Source organism: Luteibacter sp. TLI7-4A (assembly GCF_056754745.1).
Genome location: NZ_JBPGWO010000001.1, coordinates 921,190 through 938,504, shown reverse-complemented (window position 1 = coordinate 938,504; position 17,315 = coordinate 921,190). Strand labels below are relative to the sequence as shown.

The 17,315-nt window shown below is 65.4% G+C and carries 18 protein-coding genes; 9 read left to right on the top strand and 9 right to left on the bottom strand.

All coding sequences use genetic code 11. The features are described from left to right. Positions 1-10 precede the first annotated feature (10 nt). From sdhA to ACR9Y6_RS04205, 4 genes are all read right to left on the bottom strand, one after another. Positions 11-1,795 carry a succinate dehydrogenase flavoprotein subunit gene (gene sdhA, locus ACR9Y6_RS04220; RefSeq protein ID WP_481280133.1) on the bottom strand — a complete coding sequence of 595 codons (1,785 nt, stop codon included), beginning with the start codon at positions 1,793-1,795 and terminating at the stop codon, positions 11-13. 3 nt (positions 1,796-1,798) lie between these two features. After that, a complete protein-coding gene (sdhD, locus tag ACR9Y6_RS04215; RefSeq protein ID WP_481280132.1) occupies positions 1,799-2,185 on the bottom strand; it encodes a succinate dehydrogenase, hydrophobic membrane anchor protein in 387 nt (128 codons plus the stop codon). Further along, positions 2,182-2,574 carry a succinate dehydrogenase, cytochrome b556 subunit gene (sdhC, locus tag ACR9Y6_RS04210; RefSeq protein ID WP_481280131.1) on the bottom strand — a complete coding sequence of 131 codons (393 nt, stop codon included), beginning with the start codon at positions 2,572-2,574 and terminating at the stop codon, positions 2,182-2,184. The genes sdhD and sdhC overlap by 4 nt, the downstream gene beginning before the upstream one ends. 61 nt (positions 2,575-2,635) lie before the next feature. Then, a complete protein-coding gene (locus ACR9Y6_RS04205) occupies positions 2,636-2,803 on the bottom strand; it encodes a DUF1674 domain-containing protein (RefSeq protein WP_371024080.1) in 168 nt (55 codons plus the stop codon). A 127-nt stretch (positions 2,804-2,930) separates the two neighbouring features. Between ACR9Y6_RS04205 and ygfZ the strand changes: the two genes are divergently transcribed. Both ygfZ and ACR9Y6_RS04195 read left to right on the top strand, forming a co-directional pair. Continuing rightward, a complete protein-coding gene (gene ygfZ, locus ACR9Y6_RS04200; RefSeq protein ID WP_481280130.1) occupies positions 2,931-3,713 on the top strand; it encodes a CAF17-like 4Fe-4S cluster assembly/insertion protein YgfZ in 783 nt (260 codons plus the stop codon). A gap of 455 nt (positions 3,714-4,168) precedes the next feature. Further along, positions 4,169-4,603, top strand: a complete 435-nt coding sequence (locus ACR9Y6_RS04195; protein WP_306846487.1) for a cell wall hydrolase — start codon at positions 4,169-4,171, stop codon at positions 4,601-4,603. Between the two features lie 331 nt (positions 4,604-4,934). Here the strand turns inward: ACR9Y6_RS04195 and ACR9Y6_RS04190 are convergent, their stop codons facing one another. Both ACR9Y6_RS04190 and ACR9Y6_RS04185 read right to left on the bottom strand, forming a co-directional pair. After that, positions 4,935-5,402, bottom strand: a complete 468-nt coding sequence (locus tag ACR9Y6_RS04190) for an outer membrane lipoprotein (RefSeq protein WP_481280129.1) — start codon at positions 5,400-5,402, stop codon at positions 4,935-4,937. Between the two features lie 29 nt (positions 5,403-5,431). After that, entirely contained in the window at positions 5,432-6,034 is a 603-nt protein-coding gene (locus tag ACR9Y6_RS04185; RefSeq protein ID WP_481280128.1) for a glycine zipper 2TM domain-containing protein, read from the bottom strand. 143 nt (positions 6,035-6,177) lie between these two features. On the opposite strand from ACR9Y6_RS04185, the gene ACR9Y6_RS04180 reads away from it, so the two are divergent. Further along, positions 6,178-6,942, top strand: coding sequence for a TatD family hydrolase (locus tag ACR9Y6_RS04180; protein WP_481280127.1), 765 nt, complete (start codon positions 6,178-6,180; stop codon positions 6,940-6,942). Between the two features lie 604 nt (positions 6,943-7,546). Here the strand turns inward: ACR9Y6_RS04180 and ACR9Y6_RS04175 are convergent. From ACR9Y6_RS04175 to ACR9Y6_RS04165, 3 genes are all read right to left on the bottom strand, one after another. After that, positions 7,547-8,323 carry a hypothetical protein gene (locus tag ACR9Y6_RS04175; RefSeq protein WP_481280126.1) on the bottom strand — a complete coding sequence of 259 codons (777 nt, stop codon included), beginning with the start codon at positions 8,321-8,323 and terminating at the stop codon, positions 7,547-7,549. Between the two features lie 146 nt (positions 8,324-8,469). Further along, entirely contained in the window at positions 8,470-9,252 is a 783-nt protein-coding gene (locus tag ACR9Y6_RS04170; protein WP_481280125.1) for a hypothetical protein, read from the bottom strand. A 111-nt stretch (positions 9,253-9,363) separates the two neighbouring features. Then, positions 9,364-10,146: a hypothetical protein gene (locus ACR9Y6_RS04165; RefSeq protein WP_481280124.1), complete on the bottom strand. Its 783-nt coding sequence runs from the start codon at positions 10,144-10,146 to the stop codon at positions 9,364-9,366. Between the two features lie 305 nt (positions 10,147-10,451). Here ACR9Y6_RS04165 and ACR9Y6_RS04160 point away from each other — a divergent pair, with 305 nt between their 5' ends. The 6 genes from ACR9Y6_RS04160 to ACR9Y6_RS04135 all read left to right on the top strand — a co-directional run bounded on the left by ACR9Y6_RS04160 (position 10,452) and on the right by ACR9Y6_RS04135 (position 17,274). After that, on the top strand, positions 10,452-10,979 hold the full coding sequence (locus tag ACR9Y6_RS04160; RefSeq protein ID WP_481280123.1) for a MarR family winged helix-turn-helix transcriptional regulator: 528 nt from the start codon (positions 10,452-10,454) through the stop codon (positions 10,977-10,979). Beyond that, positions 10,976-12,436 carry an efflux transporter outer membrane subunit gene (locus tag ACR9Y6_RS04155; protein ID WP_481280122.1) on the top strand — a complete coding sequence of 487 codons (1,461 nt, stop codon included), beginning with the start codon at positions 10,976-10,978 and terminating at the stop codon, positions 12,434-12,436. Before ACR9Y6_RS04160 ends, ACR9Y6_RS04155 begins: the two co-directional genes overlap by 4 nt. Beyond that, positions 12,433-13,632, top strand: coding sequence for an EmrA/EmrK family multidrug efflux transporter periplasmic adaptor subunit (locus tag ACR9Y6_RS04150; protein WP_481280121.1), 1,200 nt, complete (start codon positions 12,433-12,435; stop codon positions 13,630-13,632). Before ACR9Y6_RS04155 ends, ACR9Y6_RS04150 begins: the two co-directional genes overlap by 4 nt. After that, positions 13,629-15,197 carry a DHA2 family efflux MFS transporter permease subunit gene (locus ACR9Y6_RS04145; protein ID WP_481280120.1) on the top strand — a complete coding sequence of 523 codons (1,569 nt, stop codon included), beginning with the start codon at positions 13,629-13,631 and terminating at the stop codon, positions 15,195-15,197. Before ACR9Y6_RS04150 ends, ACR9Y6_RS04145 begins: the two co-directional genes overlap by 4 nt. Before the next feature lie 107 nt (positions 15,198-15,304). Continuing rightward, positions 15,305-15,805, top strand: coding sequence for a polyhydroxyalkanoate synthesis repressor PhaR (gene phaR, locus ACR9Y6_RS04140; RefSeq protein WP_426284845.1), 501 nt, complete (start codon positions 15,305-15,307; stop codon positions 15,803-15,805). 89 nt (positions 15,806-15,894) lie between these two features. Continuing rightward, entirely contained in the window at positions 15,895-17,274 is a 1,380-nt protein-coding gene (locus ACR9Y6_RS04135) for an FAD-dependent oxidoreductase (protein ID WP_481280119.1), read from the top strand. Positions 17,275-17,315: the final 41 nt, after the last annotated feature.

Sequence of the window (17,315 nt, the reverse complement as noted above, 5' to 3'; positions counted from 1 at the left end):
CGGTCCGGTATCAGTAAACGCGCTTTTTCGGCGGCACGACGTCGACGTCGTCCGTCAGGGTGTACATGTGCACCGGGCGGAAGTCGAAGCTGGACTGGCCGGCCTCGTCGATCCACACCAGCGTGTGCTTCTGCCAGTCGTGGTCGTCGCGATCGGGGAAGTCCTCGCGTGCATGGGCGCCACGGCTTTCCGGACGCTGCTCCGCCGAGTGCATGGTGGCCACCGCCTGCGCGAGCAGGTTGGACAATTCCAGCGTCTCGATGAGGTCGGAATTCCAGACCATCGAGCGGTCGCTGACCTTGACGTCCTTGAACGAGTCGTAGACGGCGGAGATCTTCGCCTTGCCTTCCCTCAGGGTCTCGCCCGTACGGAACACCGCGGCGTCGGACTGCATGGTCTTCTGCATCTCGGCGCGAATCTGCGCGGTCGGCGTACCGCCATCGGCGTGGCGAAGCGCGTCGAAGCGGCCCAGGATCTTGTCCAGCGCATTGGCCGGGAGATCCTTGTGCGGCGTGTCCGGCTTGATCAGCTCGGCGCAGCGGTGGGCGACGGCGCGGCCGAATACCACCAGGTCGAGCAGCGAGTTCGAGCCCAGGCGATTGGCACCGTGCACCGACACGCAAGCGGCTTCACCGATCGCGAACAGGCCCGGCACGATCGAATCCGGATCGTCGTCGCGCTTGGTGACCACTTCGCCGTGGTAGTTGGTCGGGATGCCGCCCATGTTGTAGTGGACGGTCGGCAGGACCGGGATCGGCTCCTTGGTGACGTCGACGCCGGCGAAGATGCGCGCGGATTCCGCGATGCCCGGCAGGCGCTCGCCGATCACCTCGGGGCCCAGGTGCATCAGGTTGAGGTGGATGTGGTCCTTGTTCGGGCCCACGCCACGACCTTCGCGGATCTCGATGGTCATCGCGCGACTGACGACGTCGCGCGAGGCGAGATCCTTCGCGTTCGGCGCGTAGCGCTCCATGAAGCGCTCGCCCTCGGAGTTGGTGAGATACCCACCTTCGCCACGGACGCCCTCGGTGATCAGGCAGCCGGCGCCATAGATGCCGGTCGGGTGGAACTGCACGAATTCCATGTCCTGCAACGGCAGGCCGGCGCGCAGCACCATGCCACCACCGTCGCCCGTGCAGGTATGCGCCGAAGTGGCGCTGAAGTAGGCGCGGCCGTAGCCACCGGTAGCCATCACCACCGCGTGGCCGCGGAAGAGGTGCAACGTGCCTTCGTTCATGTCGAGCGCGAGCACGCCCACGCATTTGCCGTCCTCGAAGACGAGGTCGATGGCGAAGTACTCGATGAAGAACGTGGCGTCGTGCGCGAGCGCCTGCTGATAAAGCGTGTGCAGGATGGCGTGGCCGGTGCGGTCGGCCGCGGCGCAGGTGCGCTGCGCGGTGCCCTGGCCGTAGTGCGTGGTCATGCCGCCGAACGGACGCTGGTAGATCTTGCCTTCCTCGGTACGCGAGAACGGCACGCCGTAGTGTTCCAGCTCGATGATGGCCGGGATGGCCTCACGACACATGTATTCGATCGCGTCCTGGTCGCCGAGCCAGTCGGAGCCCTTGATCGTGTCGTAGAAATGGAAACGCCAATCGTCTTCGCCCATGTTGCCGAGCGCGGCCGAGATGCCGCCCTGCGCCGCCACGGTGTGCGAGCGGGTCGGGAAGACCTTGGTGATGCAGGCGGCCTTGAGGCCCTTCTCGGCGAGGCCGAAGGTGGCGCGCAGGCCGGCGCCACCGGCACCGACCACGATCACGTCGTACTTGTGTTGTTGAACCTTGTAGGATTCCATCGATCAGCTTCCGAGCGCGACGCGCAACACGGCCAGTACGCCCGTGAGCGTGGCGAGTACGGCGATGAACTTGATGAGGACCAGCGAGGCCACTTCGAGCCAGCGGGTATGGACGTAGTCTTCGATCACGACCTGCAGGCCGAGGACGGCGTGCCGGAACATCGTGATGATGAGCGCGATGAGCAGCACCGCGTTCCACGGCTTCGCCAGCGTGGCGCGGGCCGTGTCGAAATCGGCGTGCGCCAGGCTCACCACGGTGAAGACGAACCAGAGCGTGAGGAAGACCAGGCCGAGCGCGGTGACGCGCTGGAGCATCCAGTGGCTGACGCCCTCTTTCGCCGATCCCAGGCCACGGGCGCGAGCGAGCGGGTTGCGAAGATCCTTGCTCATGCCTGGGCTCCCAGCAGTACGTAGCCCCAGACCAGGGCGGTCAGCACGATGGCGCCGACGATGGAAAGCCAGCTGGAACGAATGAAGGTTTCGACGGCATAACCGGCGCCGGCGTCCTGCGCCAGATGCCGGATGCCGTTGCACAGGTGGTAGAAGAAGTTCAGGGTCCAGCCGATCATGAGGACCGTGCCGAACGGACTGCCTGCCAGGCTGGTGAACGTCCCGAAGGCCTCCGGACCGGCGGCGATGGAGGCGAGCCCCCAGACGATGATGAGGCTACCGACGGCATTGAGGATGCCGGTGGCGCGATGCAGGATGGAGGAAACCATCTGCACTTGCCACTTGTAGACCTGGAGATGCGGTGAAAGCGGTCGTCCCGTTTGTGCCATGGCGGCTATCCTGGATTGGAATCGCTAGATGCCCGACAGCCTTCCCTCGCCTTCCGATCGGTCAGAAGTCGATGCAGCGTCCGTTTTTTTCCCAATCGCCGTAACGCGTAGGGTCCAATGGCGCTTTCTCGACCCTTGGTCCGCCGTTCGTGGGGGCGATCGGCGTGACGAGCGGCTTCGCCGGAGCGGAATCGTTCGCGTCCTGGGGTTCGGAGGGGTTGTCGGACATGGTTATAAAGCCCTAAAAGCGTAATACCTGTGCAACGGCAGCACAACCTTGACGAAAGCCGCGAGGCTTGGTTTGGCCAAGGCCGGACCGTATATCTTACCCCTCCACCCTGCCTTGCGCCTCCCCCATGCCGAGCCGTACCACTCGAACCATCACCCTCGCCGGCCCCGATGCCGGCGCGTTCGCCAACGCCCAGTTCAGCAGCGATGTCCTGGCGCTCGCGACCGGACGCTGGCAATGGAGCGGCTGGCTCGACCCGAAAGGACGGGTGCGCGCGCTGCTGCAGATCGCCCGCGTCGCGGACGATCGCTACGTCGTCATGCCGCGAGGTGGCGATGCGTCGTCGCTGGCCGTCGACCTGAAGCGCTTCGTGTTTCGCTCGAAGGTGAGGATCGATGTATCCGCCGAACTGCACGTGTCCGACGGCACGGCCGTTGCCGATGGCGATGCGCGCGAGGAAGACGACACGCTGGTACTGGGCGAAGGCGACGCGTCGTTGCGCATCGGCGCGCACGAGGGTGACGACACGTGGATCGCGCGACATGTCGACAAGGGCTTTGCATGGCTTCCCGAACAAGCGCTCGGCATCTTGCTTCCGCCCGCGTTGTCGATGGAACGTCTCGATGCCGTGGCGTTCGACAAGGGTTGCTTCCCCGGCCAGGAAATCGCCGCGAGGCTGCATTTTCTCGGCGGACACAAACGCCACCTGCGTATCGTGCGCAGCGATGCTGCATTGCAAGAAGGACATTCACTGCGCATTGACGGACGTGACGCAGGCATCGTGTTGATGCAGAACATGTACTCGACTTCGCCTACATCACTAGTTGTACTGGACGACACGATGTCGCAGGCGGAGACTCTTGAATCGCAGGGCATACAACTACATGTCTTGTCGACGTTTGCCGAATGAATGTGCGATGACGTCGTAAAAAAATGTTCCTGCATATGTGTGAGTCAAAGCTGAACCGCGCCACTCGCGCACTTGCGCAAATCGACACGCACCACTAGTCTCCGCCGATCCATTTGCGTGGCCGTGCTGTCACCACACGGTTACACCCGCGACGATCCGTCGACGATGACGGTTCTGGCGCGACCCGGCCCCCGCCGGAGCACAACGTAACGCGCCTCCCCATGGCGCGTCGTGAGCCGAACCCATTCGGCGACACCCCATGCCGGGCGGCTCCGGACAGCCGCCCAGTTAAGTCACAGTGTGTGACGCCCGAGTCATCCGTGTTTCCTGCATGTATCGGATGTCGTCGGTTGGTCCAGGTAGTAACGGCCTGCCCGCCCGTCTACCGCTCATACGTCTCCCATGGCTCTTCCAAGGCCGCAAGTGACGGAAAAGCTCGTTGGAGGCAGATACACATGAAACTTTCCGCTTTGCTCTGGATGGCGTCCGTCCTTCCAAGCCACCTCGCCGACCAGACCTGCCTGGCGACGACGGTGTATCTCGAAGCACGCAGTGAACCGACCATCGGCCAGTATGCCGTGGCGGAAGTCGCTCTCCGTCGCCGCGATCGCGGCATGGGTGGCAACAATGTCTGTGAAGTCGTGAAGGCTCCGCGCCAGTTCGCGATCACCACCACGCCGAAGGATTTCGAGATCAACGATCTCGTCGCGTGGAACAAGGCATGGAAAATCGCCGGCGATTCCATGAACAACTGGAACCTGCCCAAGAGCGAACGCCTCGTTTACGTACCACAGGCCGATCATTTCGCCACCGTGGCGGTGGCGCCGAGCTGGTCGAGCAGTCGAGTCGTTCGCAAGATAGGCGACCACGCGTTCTACGCCGTCAACTGACGCAAGAACGCGCGGGGAAAAGAGATCCAGGCGGGCAGCTTGGGATCTCCGGGAAAAGGGGCCCTCGGATGAGGGTCTTTTTTTGCCCGCGGAAAAGTACCCGGCGGCACGAGTGCGAGCCGAGCTTGCGGGTGGAAGTCGACCTCGTGGGAGCCGACCTTGTGGGCGATCCCGCGCCAGCGGGCACGCCGAGTCAAGCACCCATCGCCGACAGGGTCGGCCCCCACGAATGGCTGCCTTCATTACATCAGTGGTGGCTTCTTCGCAGGTGATTCCAATAAAAAGCCCGCCATGAGGCGGGCTTTTTATGGACGTCTTTACGGCTGAACGATCAACGCCTGTAAACGCGATCCCCACGGACCTCCACATAATCGCCGCGCCGCAGCTGTGGGTCCTCACGCTGCGTCACCGTGGCCCAGCGGCCGTCGTCTAGGCGGATCCGCACGCGGAACGCCACGTCGTCGGAGCCGTTGCGCTTGCCGACCTGGTTGCCGACGAGGCCACCCACGACGGCGCCACCCACCGTGGCGGCGGAACGACCGTCGCCCTTGCCGATGGTGTTGCCCAGCACGCCACCGGCGACGGCACCGATCACGGCGCCAAGCGGCGAAGAGTCCTTCTGCACGTACACCTGCTCGATGTCGTCCACGACACCGCATTGCGCACACCCTCGCTGCGCACCGGAGTACACCACGCGATCCTCACGATACACGCGACGCGGCTCTTCGTAACACGCGGACAGCGACAGCGTGGCCAGGGCCACCGCGACGATACCGATCTTGCGGACGATGCTATGCATGGCTTACGCCCTCATGGATGGTTCGTGGATCAACGCGCGTCGGAGACGACCGAAACGCCTTCCTGCACTTCCACGCGATCGCCCGGATCGTGGTCCATGCGCACCGTGCGGGTCACGCCCTTGTATTCGTAGCGCACGTCGTAGGCCACGATCTTGTCGCTGCTACCCGCCGAGACGGTGCTGCACTTGCGGACCGTGCTGGTCACCGTATTGGTTTCCTGGCGGCGCTCCTGGATCTCGTGGCCCGCGTAGCCGCCACCGACCGCGCCAGCCACCGTGGCCAACGTACGGCCCTTGCCGCCACCGATCTGGTTGCCGAGCAGGCCACCGGCCACCGCACCGATGGCGGTACCGGCGATCTGGTGCTGGTCTTTCACCGGCGCGCGCCGGGTCACCACCTCGTCATGGCACTCCCGCTGGGGCGCCGACGCCTGTGCACGAACGGGGTCCACACTGACGACACGCCCGTACTTCGGGCCCGGGGGCTCGGGTGCGGGTGCCGGGGCGGCCTCCGGAGCCGGAGCCGGGGCATTCGCGATGTCGGCATTCGCATCGCGGTTGCAGGCGGAAAGGCTCAATACCAGGGCCGCACCCAAACCAGCGTTCAGGACGGAAATCTTCAACCTGCTCATAACCCTAATCTCCTAACAAAGGTCAGCGACCTCGATGGCGCCAGAGCCCCATCACCCGGAAGTCGCCTCGGGCACATTTGACAGTCGGTAAACTGAACGACGCCTTAGACTCCCTCCACCCTTCATCCCGGCATCACACCGACATGCTCGATCTCGTAGACAGCCACGCCCATCTCGACGACGCCTCGTTCGACGGCGACCGGGGCAGGATGTTCGACCGCTCCGCCGAAGCCGGCGTTCGGCGCTGGATCGTGCCTGCGATCGATCGCGGAAACTGGGAAGGGGTCGAGCGGCTGGCTTCGTCACGCCCCGGCGTCTTCCCCGCCTACGGGCTGCATCCATTGTTCCTCGAACACCACCGCGATATCCATCTCGACGAATTGCAGGACTGGCTGGAGGGTCACGGCGCGGTGGCCGTCGGCGAAATCGGGCTCGATTTCTACGTCGATGGCCTCGACCCCGCGCGCCAGCGCGACCTGTTCGTCCGCCAGTTGCATATCGCGAAGGAACACGACCTGCCCGTCATCGTCCACGCACGCCGCGCCTTCGAGGAAACCATCCACACGCTGCGCCGCATCGGTGGCCTGCGCGGTGTCGTGCACAGTTTCTCCGGCAGCGAGGAACAGGCACGGCAGCTGTTCGACCTCGGCTTCCACATCGGCATCGGCGGTCCGGTTACATACGACCGCGCCAACCGCATCCGCCGTGTCGTCAGCGATATGCCGCTGCAGTGGTTGCTACTGGAAACCGATGCACCCGACCAACCGTGCGCGAACCATCGCGGCGAGCGGAACGAGCCCGCCTACATGCTCGACGTACTGAAAACGATAGCCGGGTTGCGCGGCGAATCCGAAGTGGGTGTCGCGACAGCAACCACGGCGAACGCGACGAGTCTGTTTGCGCTGTAAGAAGCTTGCCAACCTCCCGGCTCTTTACTGGTTCTTCGCGCATGTCCGGGGTGCGGGCTCGGCTTCGCCCTCGCGTTGGGCTTGTGCGGCGAGGGGAGCTGCCGGGCGCCACCCTCGGCGCGACGGTAGTCGCCGTCCCTTGGGCAAGGATGCCGCTGCGCGGCCGTGTCCGATGGCTGCGCCCCTTCGGGCTCGGACGGTCGGGCGGGGGGGGTCCGATTCGCCCTCCTGGCTCAGCGGAAACGGCCGGCCATCCCTGGCCGGCCCCCTTCGGGCCTTCTCCGCCCGCCCGTCCTCGGCTCCTAATGTCGCGCCGAGGGTGGCGCCCGGCAGCTCTCTCGATCCTGGGGTGGATTGGTGGGAAAGAGCACCGCCCGCCGCATGTCGCGTGCCGCACCGGGGTGTTTCACCCGGAAACCCCGTTGGTGGGAGCCGACCTTGTCGGCGATCCCGCGGCAGCGGGCCAGATTGAGGCAAGCACCCATCACCGACAGGGTCGGCTCCCACAGGCATCCTTTCCCGAGCGACGGTGCAACCGGAGCGACGAGGATGGCGGCCGACGGCTCTGCCTGCCGCGCTTCCCGGACTTCCGTGAAGAACCTCTTTATTTCGCCCTGGGCGCAAGTGTCTGGTAGACGAGATCGCCATGGGGCTCCCTGCCGTTACGACTGGCGCGAATGACGAAGCTGGCACCGGGTGCCCCGTCGCCCACGCGAACCAGGTGGGTGAACGCGGCTATCCCCTCTGAATTGACAGCTTCGCCTATCCAGGCTGCCGGGTATCCCGCATAGGTCAGTTGCGAGTGGGTTCCGTTGGGGTCTTCGATATGAAACCGCACTGTACCGAACGTTATCGGCTTACCCACCTCGTCCACCAACTGCACGGTCGCTGCGATGACAACGGCAGTTCCCGCCGTGAAGGACTCGTTACCACCGCTCAAGACGTTGATGGCGGTGGGAGTCGCGTCGGAAACCCGTATCGTGAAATCGACATTGACGTCATCGCCCGCACTTTCGGGCGCCGTTACCCGAACGACAGCGGTTCCCGGAGTCTTGCCGGATAACAGCGTGTCCGTCGGCATGACAGCGCCAGAACCGTCCGTCAATCCATAACTATCCTCAACAGGGATTCCCGCCACGATGAAAGCCGTTCCCGTCGGGTTCGCCGAGTCCTTCACGGCAAAACGAACGGCGTGCCCCGCGGCCGGCCGGCCCTGCGCGTCAAATGCCATGACAAAAAGCGGGAAGACCACGCTGTCGCAATCCACCGTCCTGTCGAGCTCGCCAAATGCTTGCAATCGCGCGACGGGTTCCCGGCGCTTGCTCCTTTCCCGGCGCAGTTTCTTGATGAGAGCCTGCGGGATGACAACGGGTTCATTCATCTGAAGTGTCCTTATTCAGAAGGTGACGGATGTGCAGCGCGGAATCGAGGCAAGTCGCCATCGACCCGCGCGATCCATGCGAGTAGGTAAGTAAAGGTCAGAGGTACGAAAGGTCAAGCCCGATCGCCTGCGATCGATGGCAGGCGTCACGTCGCCGGGATGGCAAGTGTCCTGTAGGTGAGATCGTGGTATGGCGCCCTGCCGTCGCGGCTCATGCGAATGGCGAAACTCTTGCCCGGCGCGCCGTCACCCACGCTCACGATGCTGTAAAAGCCGACCTTTCCTTCGGAATCGACGGAGAAGGCCGTCCAAGCAATCGGATTCTCTGGAGACTCCAGCTGGGATTGGGTGCCATCCGGATCCTCGATGTGAAAGCGTACCGTGCCGTAGGGAATCGGCTTTCCCGCCGCATCCAGCAGCTGAACGATTGCTTCTACGAGAACCACGGTGCCCATCTGGAACGATTCGTCGCCGCCGCTCAGAATCTTGAATTGCGCCGGTGTCGCATCGGAAACCCGAATCGTGTAGTCCGCATGGATGCCCTCTCCACCACTCAGGGGTGCGGTCGCCCGAACGAATACCACTCCCGGCGACATGCCCGCCCGTAGCGACTCGGTCGGCATGGCGGTGCCAGCGCTATCGGTCACGCCATAGCTGGCGATGGCAGATACACCATCCGCGAGGAACGTCGTGCCCGTGGGATTCTCCGGATCGTCCTCCAGCACGGCGAAGCGAATGACCTGACCCGCCGCGGGCTCGCCCTGTGCCTCAAACGCCTCGACGAAGAGAGGATAAATATCGATGCCAGGATCGACTGTCCTGTCGGGCGCGGCCAACGCTTCCAACCGTGCCACGGGCATACGGCCTTCGTGCGTCCGCCGCCACTGCGCCTCAATGAGTTCCTTGGGAATGAGCCGTGCCTTTTTCATCTGACAGTCCTTGTTCAGTAGTTGATGGATCGGGAGCGCGTCGCCGACCGCATTCCGGCGCTTTGCATCACGAAAGGGATCGCCCCAAGCCTTGCGGAGGTTGCCCTTGACTCAAGACGGCACCACCGTGCACTGGAGATCACGGACGGGCGCCCTGCCGTCGCGGCTCACCCGCACGTAAAACACCGAGCCAGGTGCACCGTCACCCACCCAGAGGTCACAGGAAAGTCCTGCCACTCCCTCCCCATCGACCAGCATGGCGTTGTAAGCAACCACGTAGCCGTTGAAGAGGAAGACGGAGCCAGTGCCATTGGGATCTTCAATACGAAAGCGCACGGTACCGTAGGTGACGGGCTCGCCGTCCTCATCCTTCAGCTGGACCACCGCGAAGAAACTAACCATGGTGCCCGCTTTAAACGTTTGGTTGTCGCCCTCCCGGACAATCATCTCGTAGGGAACAACGGAGGAAACCCGTATCGTGAAGTCCGCATGGATATCATCGGACGCACCGTTCGGCGCCGTGGCGCGAACGACGGCCGTACCTGGCGCTTCGCCCGTGCGCAACGTGTCGAAAGGCATGCAGTATCCAGTCGAATCCGTGAGGCCGAAACTGTTGTCCAGCGGAAATTCGATGCCTTCCGCGTGGAAAGCCGTGCCGGTCTGGTCCTCATCGAGCACCTGAAAGTGAATGACTTCCTGTGCCACTGGCTGACCTTGTTCGTCGAGTGCCCGGGCGAGAAGAGGATAAACGACCGCGTTGCGATCGACGGTGACGTCACTGGCGCCATGCGCTTCCAGGCGCGCAACGGATTCGGGAGCAGTTCCACGCTGTTTGCGTGCATTCTGACGCGACTTCTCCAGCAGAGCGGGTGGGATGTTGGTCGGCTTCTTCATCTGAATCTCCTTTTCAGTGTTGGCCCGTTCATGAGCCAGGCCGGCATGGCACGTGGCCTGGCTCGACCGGCATGACCAAGTAAGTCGGGAATGGGGGATTGGTCAAGTGCCGTCTGCGATGGATCGTCGAATTCGTCGCACCGTTTCGGCATGCGTCCCGATACCTGCTGAACATCCAAGACAATCATCGGAACACAAGAGCGACCTTCGCGCCCGGCCATGACAGGGCATGACCAAGGCATATTGCGATCGTCGACACATCCTTGCTAACCTGATAGTTCACCAGCGAACTATTATCCAGCGAAATGTCCAGCCTCAAACCTTGTGTCGATGCGCTCTACGAGGGGGTCGGCCGCGTCGCCGACCGTATCCCGGAGCTGCCGAAGTCCGAGGTGATCCTCGTGCGCCTGCTGATGTTGACGGCCGGCGCCCTGCTGCGTGAGTTCGAGAGCAAGCTCAAGCCCCACGGCCTCAACGACAGCGATTTCCGCACGCTGATGATGCTGTACAGCAGCGAGGACGGCAGCGCCACGCCGGGCGAGCTTTGCGTGCTCGCCGAGCAGAAGCCCACCAACATGACGCGCATCGCCAACGTGCTGGCCAAGCGAGACCTCATCTCCCGCTCGCACGCCACGCATGATCGGCGCCAGGTGTTGCTGCGGATCACGCCAGCCGGCCGGCGTTTCGTCGCCAAGCTGCTGCCACCCATGTTCCCGGCCGTGGCGGAGTCGTTCGCCTGCTTCAGCGCCGCGGAACGGAAGACCTTCGAAAAGCTGCTCAAGAAACTCGCCCTGCACATCGACCGCACGGTCGACACGGACGCCAGCCCATGATTCGTACCTCGCTCCGCCCCACCCTGCTCGCAGGCGCCGTGGCCGTGTTGCTCGCCGCCTGCCACGTGCCGGCGAAGATCGATCGGCCGGCACTACGCGAGGAGGCGCCCCTGGCGGGCCTCTCCACCGGCACCCGTGCCGGCTGGCCCGCGGCCGACTGGTGGCGCGTCTACAACGACCCGCAGCTCGACACCCTGATGGACCTCGCGCTGCGCGGCGCGCCGGACCTCGCCCAGGCCAGGACGCGCGTGGAGTCCGCCGAGCAGAACATCCGCGTGGCCGCCGCGCAGGCCGGCCTGCGCGTCGACGGCAGCGGCCAGGTCGCGCGCCAGCGGATGAGCGAGCACGGCCTCATTCCTTCGCAATTCCTCGGGTTCACCTGGTACAACCAGGCCGACCTCGGCATCCAGGTCCGCTACGACTTCGACTGGTGGGGCAAGAAGCGTTACACGATCGAATCCGCGATCGACAGCGCACGCGCCGCCGAAGCGGAACGCTCGGCCGCTTCGCTCGACATCCAGGCGGTGGTCGCGGACACCTATTTCGGATGGCTCGCCGACGAGTCCCGTGTCGCCCTCGCCGATCGCCTCGTCGCCGCGCGGGAGCGTGCCTTGCGCATCGCCGAATTGCGGGTGAAACAGGGCGTGGACGAACCCGACACGGCGCAGCAGGCGCGGGCCGAACTGGCCGGCGCACGGCAGCAACGCGTCGCGCTGCAGGGTTCGGCGGATATCCGCCGCGCCTCGCTCGCCACCCTGGTCGGCGTGTCGCCCGCCGAGCTTCCCGCGTTGACGCCACGGCCCCTGCCGGCGGTGACGCCCGGGCTGCCGACGGACGCCGGTACCGATCTCATGGCACGCCGGCCCGATATCGCCGCCAGCCGCTGGCAGGTGGAAGCCGCGCTGCGCCAGACCGACGCGGCGCGCGCGCAATTCTTTCCCGACGTGAGCCTGAGCGCCATGGCAGGCCTGTCGAGCATCGACATGGACAAGGTCTTCTCGGCCGACAGCCGCGTCTTCTCCCTCACGCCGGCCATCCATCTGCCGATCTTCGAGGGCGGCGCACTGGAAGCCAATCACGGTGTCAGCCGCGCGCAACTCGGCGCGGCGGTCGCCCAGTACAACGCCGCCGTGGCGAGCGCCGCGCGCGACGTGGCGACGCAGGCGCTCGGCGCCCAGCAGATCGCCGCGCGGCGCGCGCAGCAGGACGCCCAGGTCGAGGCCGCCAACGCCTTGCTCGCCAGCGCCCGTGCCCGCGCCGCGCGCGGCGTTCGCGACGATCGCGAATCGCTGGCGACCGAAGCCGCGCTGATCCAGCAACAGGACATGGAGGCCGACCTCCATGGCCAGGCCCTGGCCACCGACATCGCCCTGATCAAGGCACTCGGCGGCGGATACCGCGCCGAAACCATCACATCCCCTTCCACGCCTCGCACGAACGGAGCCACGAGCCCATGAGCGCCAATTCCACCGACACGCCGCGCGCACAGGACGATGGCGGCAACGCGCCGAAGGACAAGCGCAAGCGCGCCCGCGCGCTATTGATCGCGCTGACCGTCTTCGTCCTCGCCGCGATCACGTGGGTCCTGCTCTGGCTGTTCGTTTTCTCCACCAGGGAGACCACCGACGATGCGTATGTCGGCGGCAACCAGGTGGGTATCTCGGCCCAGGTGCCGGGCATCGTCGTCGGCGTCTATGCCGACGACACGCAGCGGGTGAATGCCGGGCAGGTGCTCGTCCGGCTCGACCCCACCGATGCCGACGTCGCCCTGCGCAAGGCCAGCAGCGCGCTCGCCCAGGCGGTGCGCCAGGTACGCCAGCAGACGCAGTCGGCGGCGGGCGCGGACGCCTCGCTCGTCGCCCGGCGGCAGGACCTCAAGCGCGCGCAGGACGACCTCAAGCGTCGCCTGCCGTTGCTCGCTGAAAAGGCCGTGGCGCCCGAGGAAGTGCAACACGCACGGGACGCGGTCACCAGCGCGCAGTCCGCGCTCGACGCCGCGCAGCGCCAGGCCGACGCCGCCCGCGCCCTGGTCGACGGCAGCGACGTGCAGGGCAACCCCGCCGTGGAACAGGCCCGCGCCAATTTCCGCCAGGCCTGGGTCGCCGCGCAGCGCAACGCGATCGTCGCCCCGATCGATGGCTATGTGGCCCAGCGCAGCGTGCAGGTCGGCAACAGCGTGCAGCCCGGCCAGCAACTGATGACCGTGGTGCCGCTGCACGACCTGTGGGTGGACGCGAACTTCAAGGAAAGCCAGCTGCGCCATGTGCGCATCGGCCAGCCGGCGAAGATCGAGGCGGATATCTACGGTGGCGGCGTGGAATACCACGGCAAGGTGGTGGGCCTGGGTGCCGGTACCGGCAGCGCGTTCTCGCTGCTCCCCGCGCAGAACGCCACCGGCAACTGGATCAAGGTCGTGCAGCGCGTGCCCGTGCGCATCGCGCTCGACCCGCAGGACCTCGACAAGCATCCGCTGCGCATCGGGCTGTCCACCGCCGTGACGGTGGACATCACCGACGACAAGGGTGACGTGCTGGCGAAGCAGCCGTCCACGACGCCGGTCGCCCAGACCCGGGTCTACGACGAGGTCGCCGCGAAGGCCGATGCCGCCGCCGACGCCATCGTTCGTGACAATCTCGGAGCCGACGTGCCTTGAGCGACGCCGCCGCCCTTCCCGACGCCTCCCCCGCCAACGGCCCCAAGCCACTGCATGGCGGGCCACTGGTCCTGCTGACGATCGCCGTCGCGTTCTCCACCTTCATGGAGATCCTCGACATGACGATCGTGAACGTCGCCGTGCCGCATATCGCGGGCAGCCTCGGCGTGAGCCCGAGCGAGGGCACGTGGGCCATCAGTTCCTACGCCCTGGCCAGCGCGATCATGCAGCCCCTGACGGGCTGGCTGGCGAAACGCTTCGGTGAAGTGCGCACGTTCTGTGTATCGGTGGCCCTGTTCGTCGCGTTCTCCATGCTCTGCGGCCTGGCGACGAGCATGCCGATGCTGGTGATCTTCCGTCTCCTGCAAGGCGCGGGCTCGGGCCCGATGGTGGCCTTGTCGCTGTCGCTGCTGCTGGCGAGTTATCCAAAAACCAAGCAAGGCATCGCGCTGGCGATGTGGGCGATGACGGTGGTGGTGGCGCCGATCTTCGGCCCGATCCTTGGTGGCTACCTCACCGACAATTTCTCCTGGCCGTGGATCTTCTACATCAACGTGCCCGTGGGGGCGGCGGCCGGCGTGGTGACCTGGAGCATCCTTCGCCACCGCGAGACGAAGATCGTGCGCGCGCCCATCGACACCGTCGGCCTGGCCTTGCTGGTGATCGGCGTAGGCTCGCTGCAGTTCATGCTCGACAACGGCAACGACCACGACTGGTTCGCTTCGCCGATGATCCTCACGCTGGGACTCGTCGCGCTCGTGGCCCTGGTCTTCCTGGTGATATGGGAACTCACCGCGAAGCATCCCGTGGTGGATCTCTCGCTGTTCACGCGGCGCAACTTCGCCGTGGGCGTCACCGCGCTGTCGCTGGGCATGCTCGCCTTCTTCGGCATCAACGTGGTGTTCCCGCTGTGGTTGCAGACCACGCTGGGCTACACCGCGACGTGGGCCGGCCTCGCCACCGCGCCGGTGGGCATCCTCGCCTTCCTGGTGTCACCGTTCATCGGCAAGAACATCCAGCGGCTCGAATTGCGCGCCGTGGTGACCTTTGCCTTCATCGTGTTCGCTTTCACCGCGTTCTGGTTCTCGGAGTTCAACAGCAGCGCATCGTTCGCCACGCTGGTGCTGCCACGCTTCATCATGGGCATCGCCATCGCGTGCTTCTTCATTCCGCTCAACCAGATCTTCCTCTCCGGCCTCAATCCGGACCAGGTCGCGGGTGCATCGGGACTGGCGAACTTCTGCCGTACCCTGGCGTCGAGCGTGTCCACCGCGGTGACGGTCACCCTGTGGCAGCACCGTACCGAGTCGCACCATGCCTCGCTCACCGAGTACGTGACGCATGCATCGCCCGCGACCACGACCTTCACCCAGCAACTCACGTCGCTCGGCATTCCGGGCAAGCCGGGGCTGGCGGTGGTCGACCAACTGGTGACCCGGGAAGCGGCGACGCTGGCGGTGAACGACGTGTTCTGGGGCTGTGCGCTGCTTTTCCTCGCCCTGATCCCGATCCTCTGGCTGGCGAAACCGCCGTTCGGCAACGCGGGTGGCGCGGCGGCACATTAAAACAAAGTTAGCTAAATCGATCCAAACTGCGAATGTGAAATCCGTAAACGATTACGGCCAGCTGCCGCAACTGGTGCGGCGCAATACCTCGTGGTAGCTTTCGCCGCATGGCACAAACCCTACGCATCATTAAGAAGTATCCGAACCGTCGTCTCTACGATACGGAAATCTCGAGCTATATCACGCTGGAGGAAGTCCGCCAGCTGGTGCTCGACGGGGAAACTTTCGAGGTCCGCGACGCCAAGTCCGGTGAAGACCTGACCCGCTCCGTCTTGCTGCAGATCATCGCGGAGCACGAGGAGCACGGCCAGCCCATGCTGTCGCCGCAGCTGCTCTCGCACATCATCCGCTTCTACGGCGACTCCCTGCAGGGCTTCATGGGGCCGTACCTGGAACGCAGCCTGCAGGTCTTCCTCGACCAGCAGCAGCAGTTCCGCAACCAGCTCAACAGCCTGATGGGCCAGACGCCCTGGTCCATGCTGAACGAGATGACCGAGCGCAACCTCGACGTCTGGAAGTCGATGCAGCGCGGCTTCCTCGACGCCGCCACGGCCAAGCCGGCGGAACCCGTCCGGCCCGCTGCCCGTACGGGCAAGAAACCCAGCTAAGAAGCCCCGCCGTCGCGGGCTTGCCCCCGGCGGCGCTGCGGCGCACGATGCGCTGCCCCGCAATATCTCGCGCCCGGATGCAGGCCTCCATGCCCCGTAACGACATCGCCGTGGTCGGCGCCGGACTGGTCGGCGCCCTGGTCGCCACCCTGCTTACCCAGCGCGGTTTCCGCGTCACCGTCTACGAGAAGCGCTCCGATCCCCGCCAGGCGGGTTTCCAGGGCGGTCGCTCGATCAATCTCGCCCTGGCCGAACGCGGCCTGCATGCCTTGCGTGCCACCGGCCTTGCCGATCGCGTGCTCGAACAGGCGGTGATGATGCGCGGGCGCATGGTCCACGATCCCGCCGGCCATAGCGGCCTGCAACGCTATGGCGTGGACGATTCCGAAGTGATCTGGTCGGTGTCGCGCGGCGGCCTCAATACGCTGATGCTCGACGCCGCCGAGGCGGCCGGCGCCACGGTGCATTTCGACCAGGGCCTGGCGGGCGCGGACCTCGACGCGGGCACGCTCTCCTTGCGCGATGCCCATGGCGTGGAACGCACGGTCGAGGCGCCCATCGTCATCGGCGCGGACGGCGCCGGCTCCGCGCTGCGCGCGGCCATGCACCTGCACTCGCCGTTGGGCGAGCGCGTCGAGGAGCTGGGCCACGGCTACAAGGAACTGGAGATCCCGCCAGGAAGCGATCCCGCCACTCCGTTCGCGATCGAGCGCAACGCGCTGCACATCTGGCCACGCGGACATTACATGTGCATCGCGCTGCCCAACCGCGAAGGCAGTTTCACCGTCACCCTCTTCCTGCCCAACGACGGCGAGCATCCCAGCTTCCGCACGATCGCGGGCGCGGGCGCCGCGGAAGCGTTTTTCCGCGCCGATTTTCCCGATGCGCTGGCCCTCATGCCCGAGTTCGCGGCCGACTGGGCGGCGCATCCCGTCGGTACCCTCGGCACGCTCTACCTCGACCGCTGGCATGTCGGCGGGCGTGCCTTGCTGATCGGCGACGCCGCGCACGCGATCGTGCCTTTCCATGGGCAGGGCATGAATTGCGGCTTCGAAGACGCGGCGGAACTGGCGGACCTGTTCGCCGCGCAGCCAGGCGATGCCGCGGCCGTGTTCGCGGAGTTCGAGCGCCGGCGCAAGCCCAATGCCGATGCCATCGCGCAGATGGCGTTGGAAAACTACGTGGAAATGCGCGATTCGGTCGCCGATCCGCATTACCTGCGCAAGCGCGAGCTTGGCGCGCTGCTGGCCGAGCGCTCGCCCACGCATTACCTCCCGCGTTACCGCATGGTCACCTTCACCCATCTCCCGTATGCGTACGCGCTGGAGCGCGGGCGTGCGCAGGACGTGCTGGTGGAGCAGCTGCTGCGAGGGCATGAGGCGGTGGCTTCGGTGGACATGGATGCCGCCGTGCGCACGCTGGAGGCGACGCTGCCGCCGCTGCCTGGGCAGGCGTTCGAGCGGGGGTGAAGTTCAGCTCCGTGGGAATCGCCGACAGGGTCGGCTCCCGC

Bases quoted from the DNA above. Each gene is read 5' to 3' on its own strand.
- sdhA (WP_481280133.1), bottom strand. From the start codon at position 1,795: ATGGAATCCTACAAGGTTCAACAACACAAGTACGACGTGATCGTGGTC.
- sdhD (WP_481280132.1), bottom strand. From the start codon at position 2,185: ATGAGCAAGGATCTTCGCAACCCGCTCGCTCGCGCCCGTGGCCTGGGA.
- sdhC (WP_481280131.1), bottom strand. From the start codon at position 2,574: ATGGCACAAACGGGACGACCGCTTTCACCGCATCTCCAGGTCTACAAG.
- ACR9Y6_RS04205 (WP_371024080.1), bottom strand. From the start codon at position 2,803: ATGTCCGACAACCCCTCCGAACCCCAGGACGCGAACGATTCCGCTCCG.
- ygfZ (WP_481280130.1), top strand. From the start codon at position 2,931: ATGCCGAGCCGTACCACTCGAACCATCACCCTCGCCGGCCCCGATGCC.
- ACR9Y6_RS04195 (WP_306846487.1), top strand. From the start codon at position 4,169: ATGAAACTTTCCGCTTTGCTCTGGATGGCGTCCGTCCTTCCAAGCCAC.
- ACR9Y6_RS04190 (WP_481280129.1), bottom strand. From the start codon at position 5,402: ATGCATAGCATCGTCCGCAAGATCGGTATCGTCGCGGTGGCCCTGGCC.
- ACR9Y6_RS04185 (WP_481280128.1), bottom strand. From the start codon at position 6,034: ATGAGCAGGTTGAAGATTTCCGTCCTGAACGCTGGTTTGGGTGCGGCC.
- ACR9Y6_RS04180 (WP_481280127.1), top strand. From the start codon at position 6,178: ATGCTCGATCTCGTAGACAGCCACGCCCATCTCGACGACGCCTCGTTC.
- ACR9Y6_RS04175 (WP_481280126.1), bottom strand. From the start codon at position 8,323: ATGAATGAACCCGTTGTCATCCCGCAGGCTCTCATCAAGAAACTGCGC.
- ACR9Y6_RS04170 (WP_481280125.1), bottom strand. From the start codon at position 9,252: ATGAAAAAGGCACGGCTCATTCCCAAGGAACTCATTGAGGCGCAGTGG.
- ACR9Y6_RS04165 (WP_481280124.1), bottom strand. From the start codon at position 10,146: ATGAAGAAGCCGACCAACATCCCACCCGCTCTGCTGGAGAAGTCGCGT.
- ACR9Y6_RS04160 (WP_481280123.1), top strand. From the start codon at position 10,452: ATGTCCAGCCTCAAACCTTGTGTCGATGCGCTCTACGAGGGGGTCGGC.
- ACR9Y6_RS04155 (WP_481280122.1), top strand. From the start codon at position 10,976: ATGATTCGTACCTCGCTCCGCCCCACCCTGCTCGCAGGCGCCGTGGCC.
- ACR9Y6_RS04150 (WP_481280121.1), top strand. From the start codon at position 12,433: ATGAGCGCCAATTCCACCGACACGCCGCGCGCACAGGACGATGGCGGC.
- phaR (WP_426284845.1), top strand. From the start codon at position 15,305: ATGGCACAAACCCTACGCATCATTAAGAAGTATCCGAACCGTCGTCTC.
- ACR9Y6_RS04135 (WP_481280119.1), top strand. From the start codon at position 15,895: ATGCCCCGTAACGACATCGCCGTGGTCGGCGCCGGACTGGTCGGCGCC.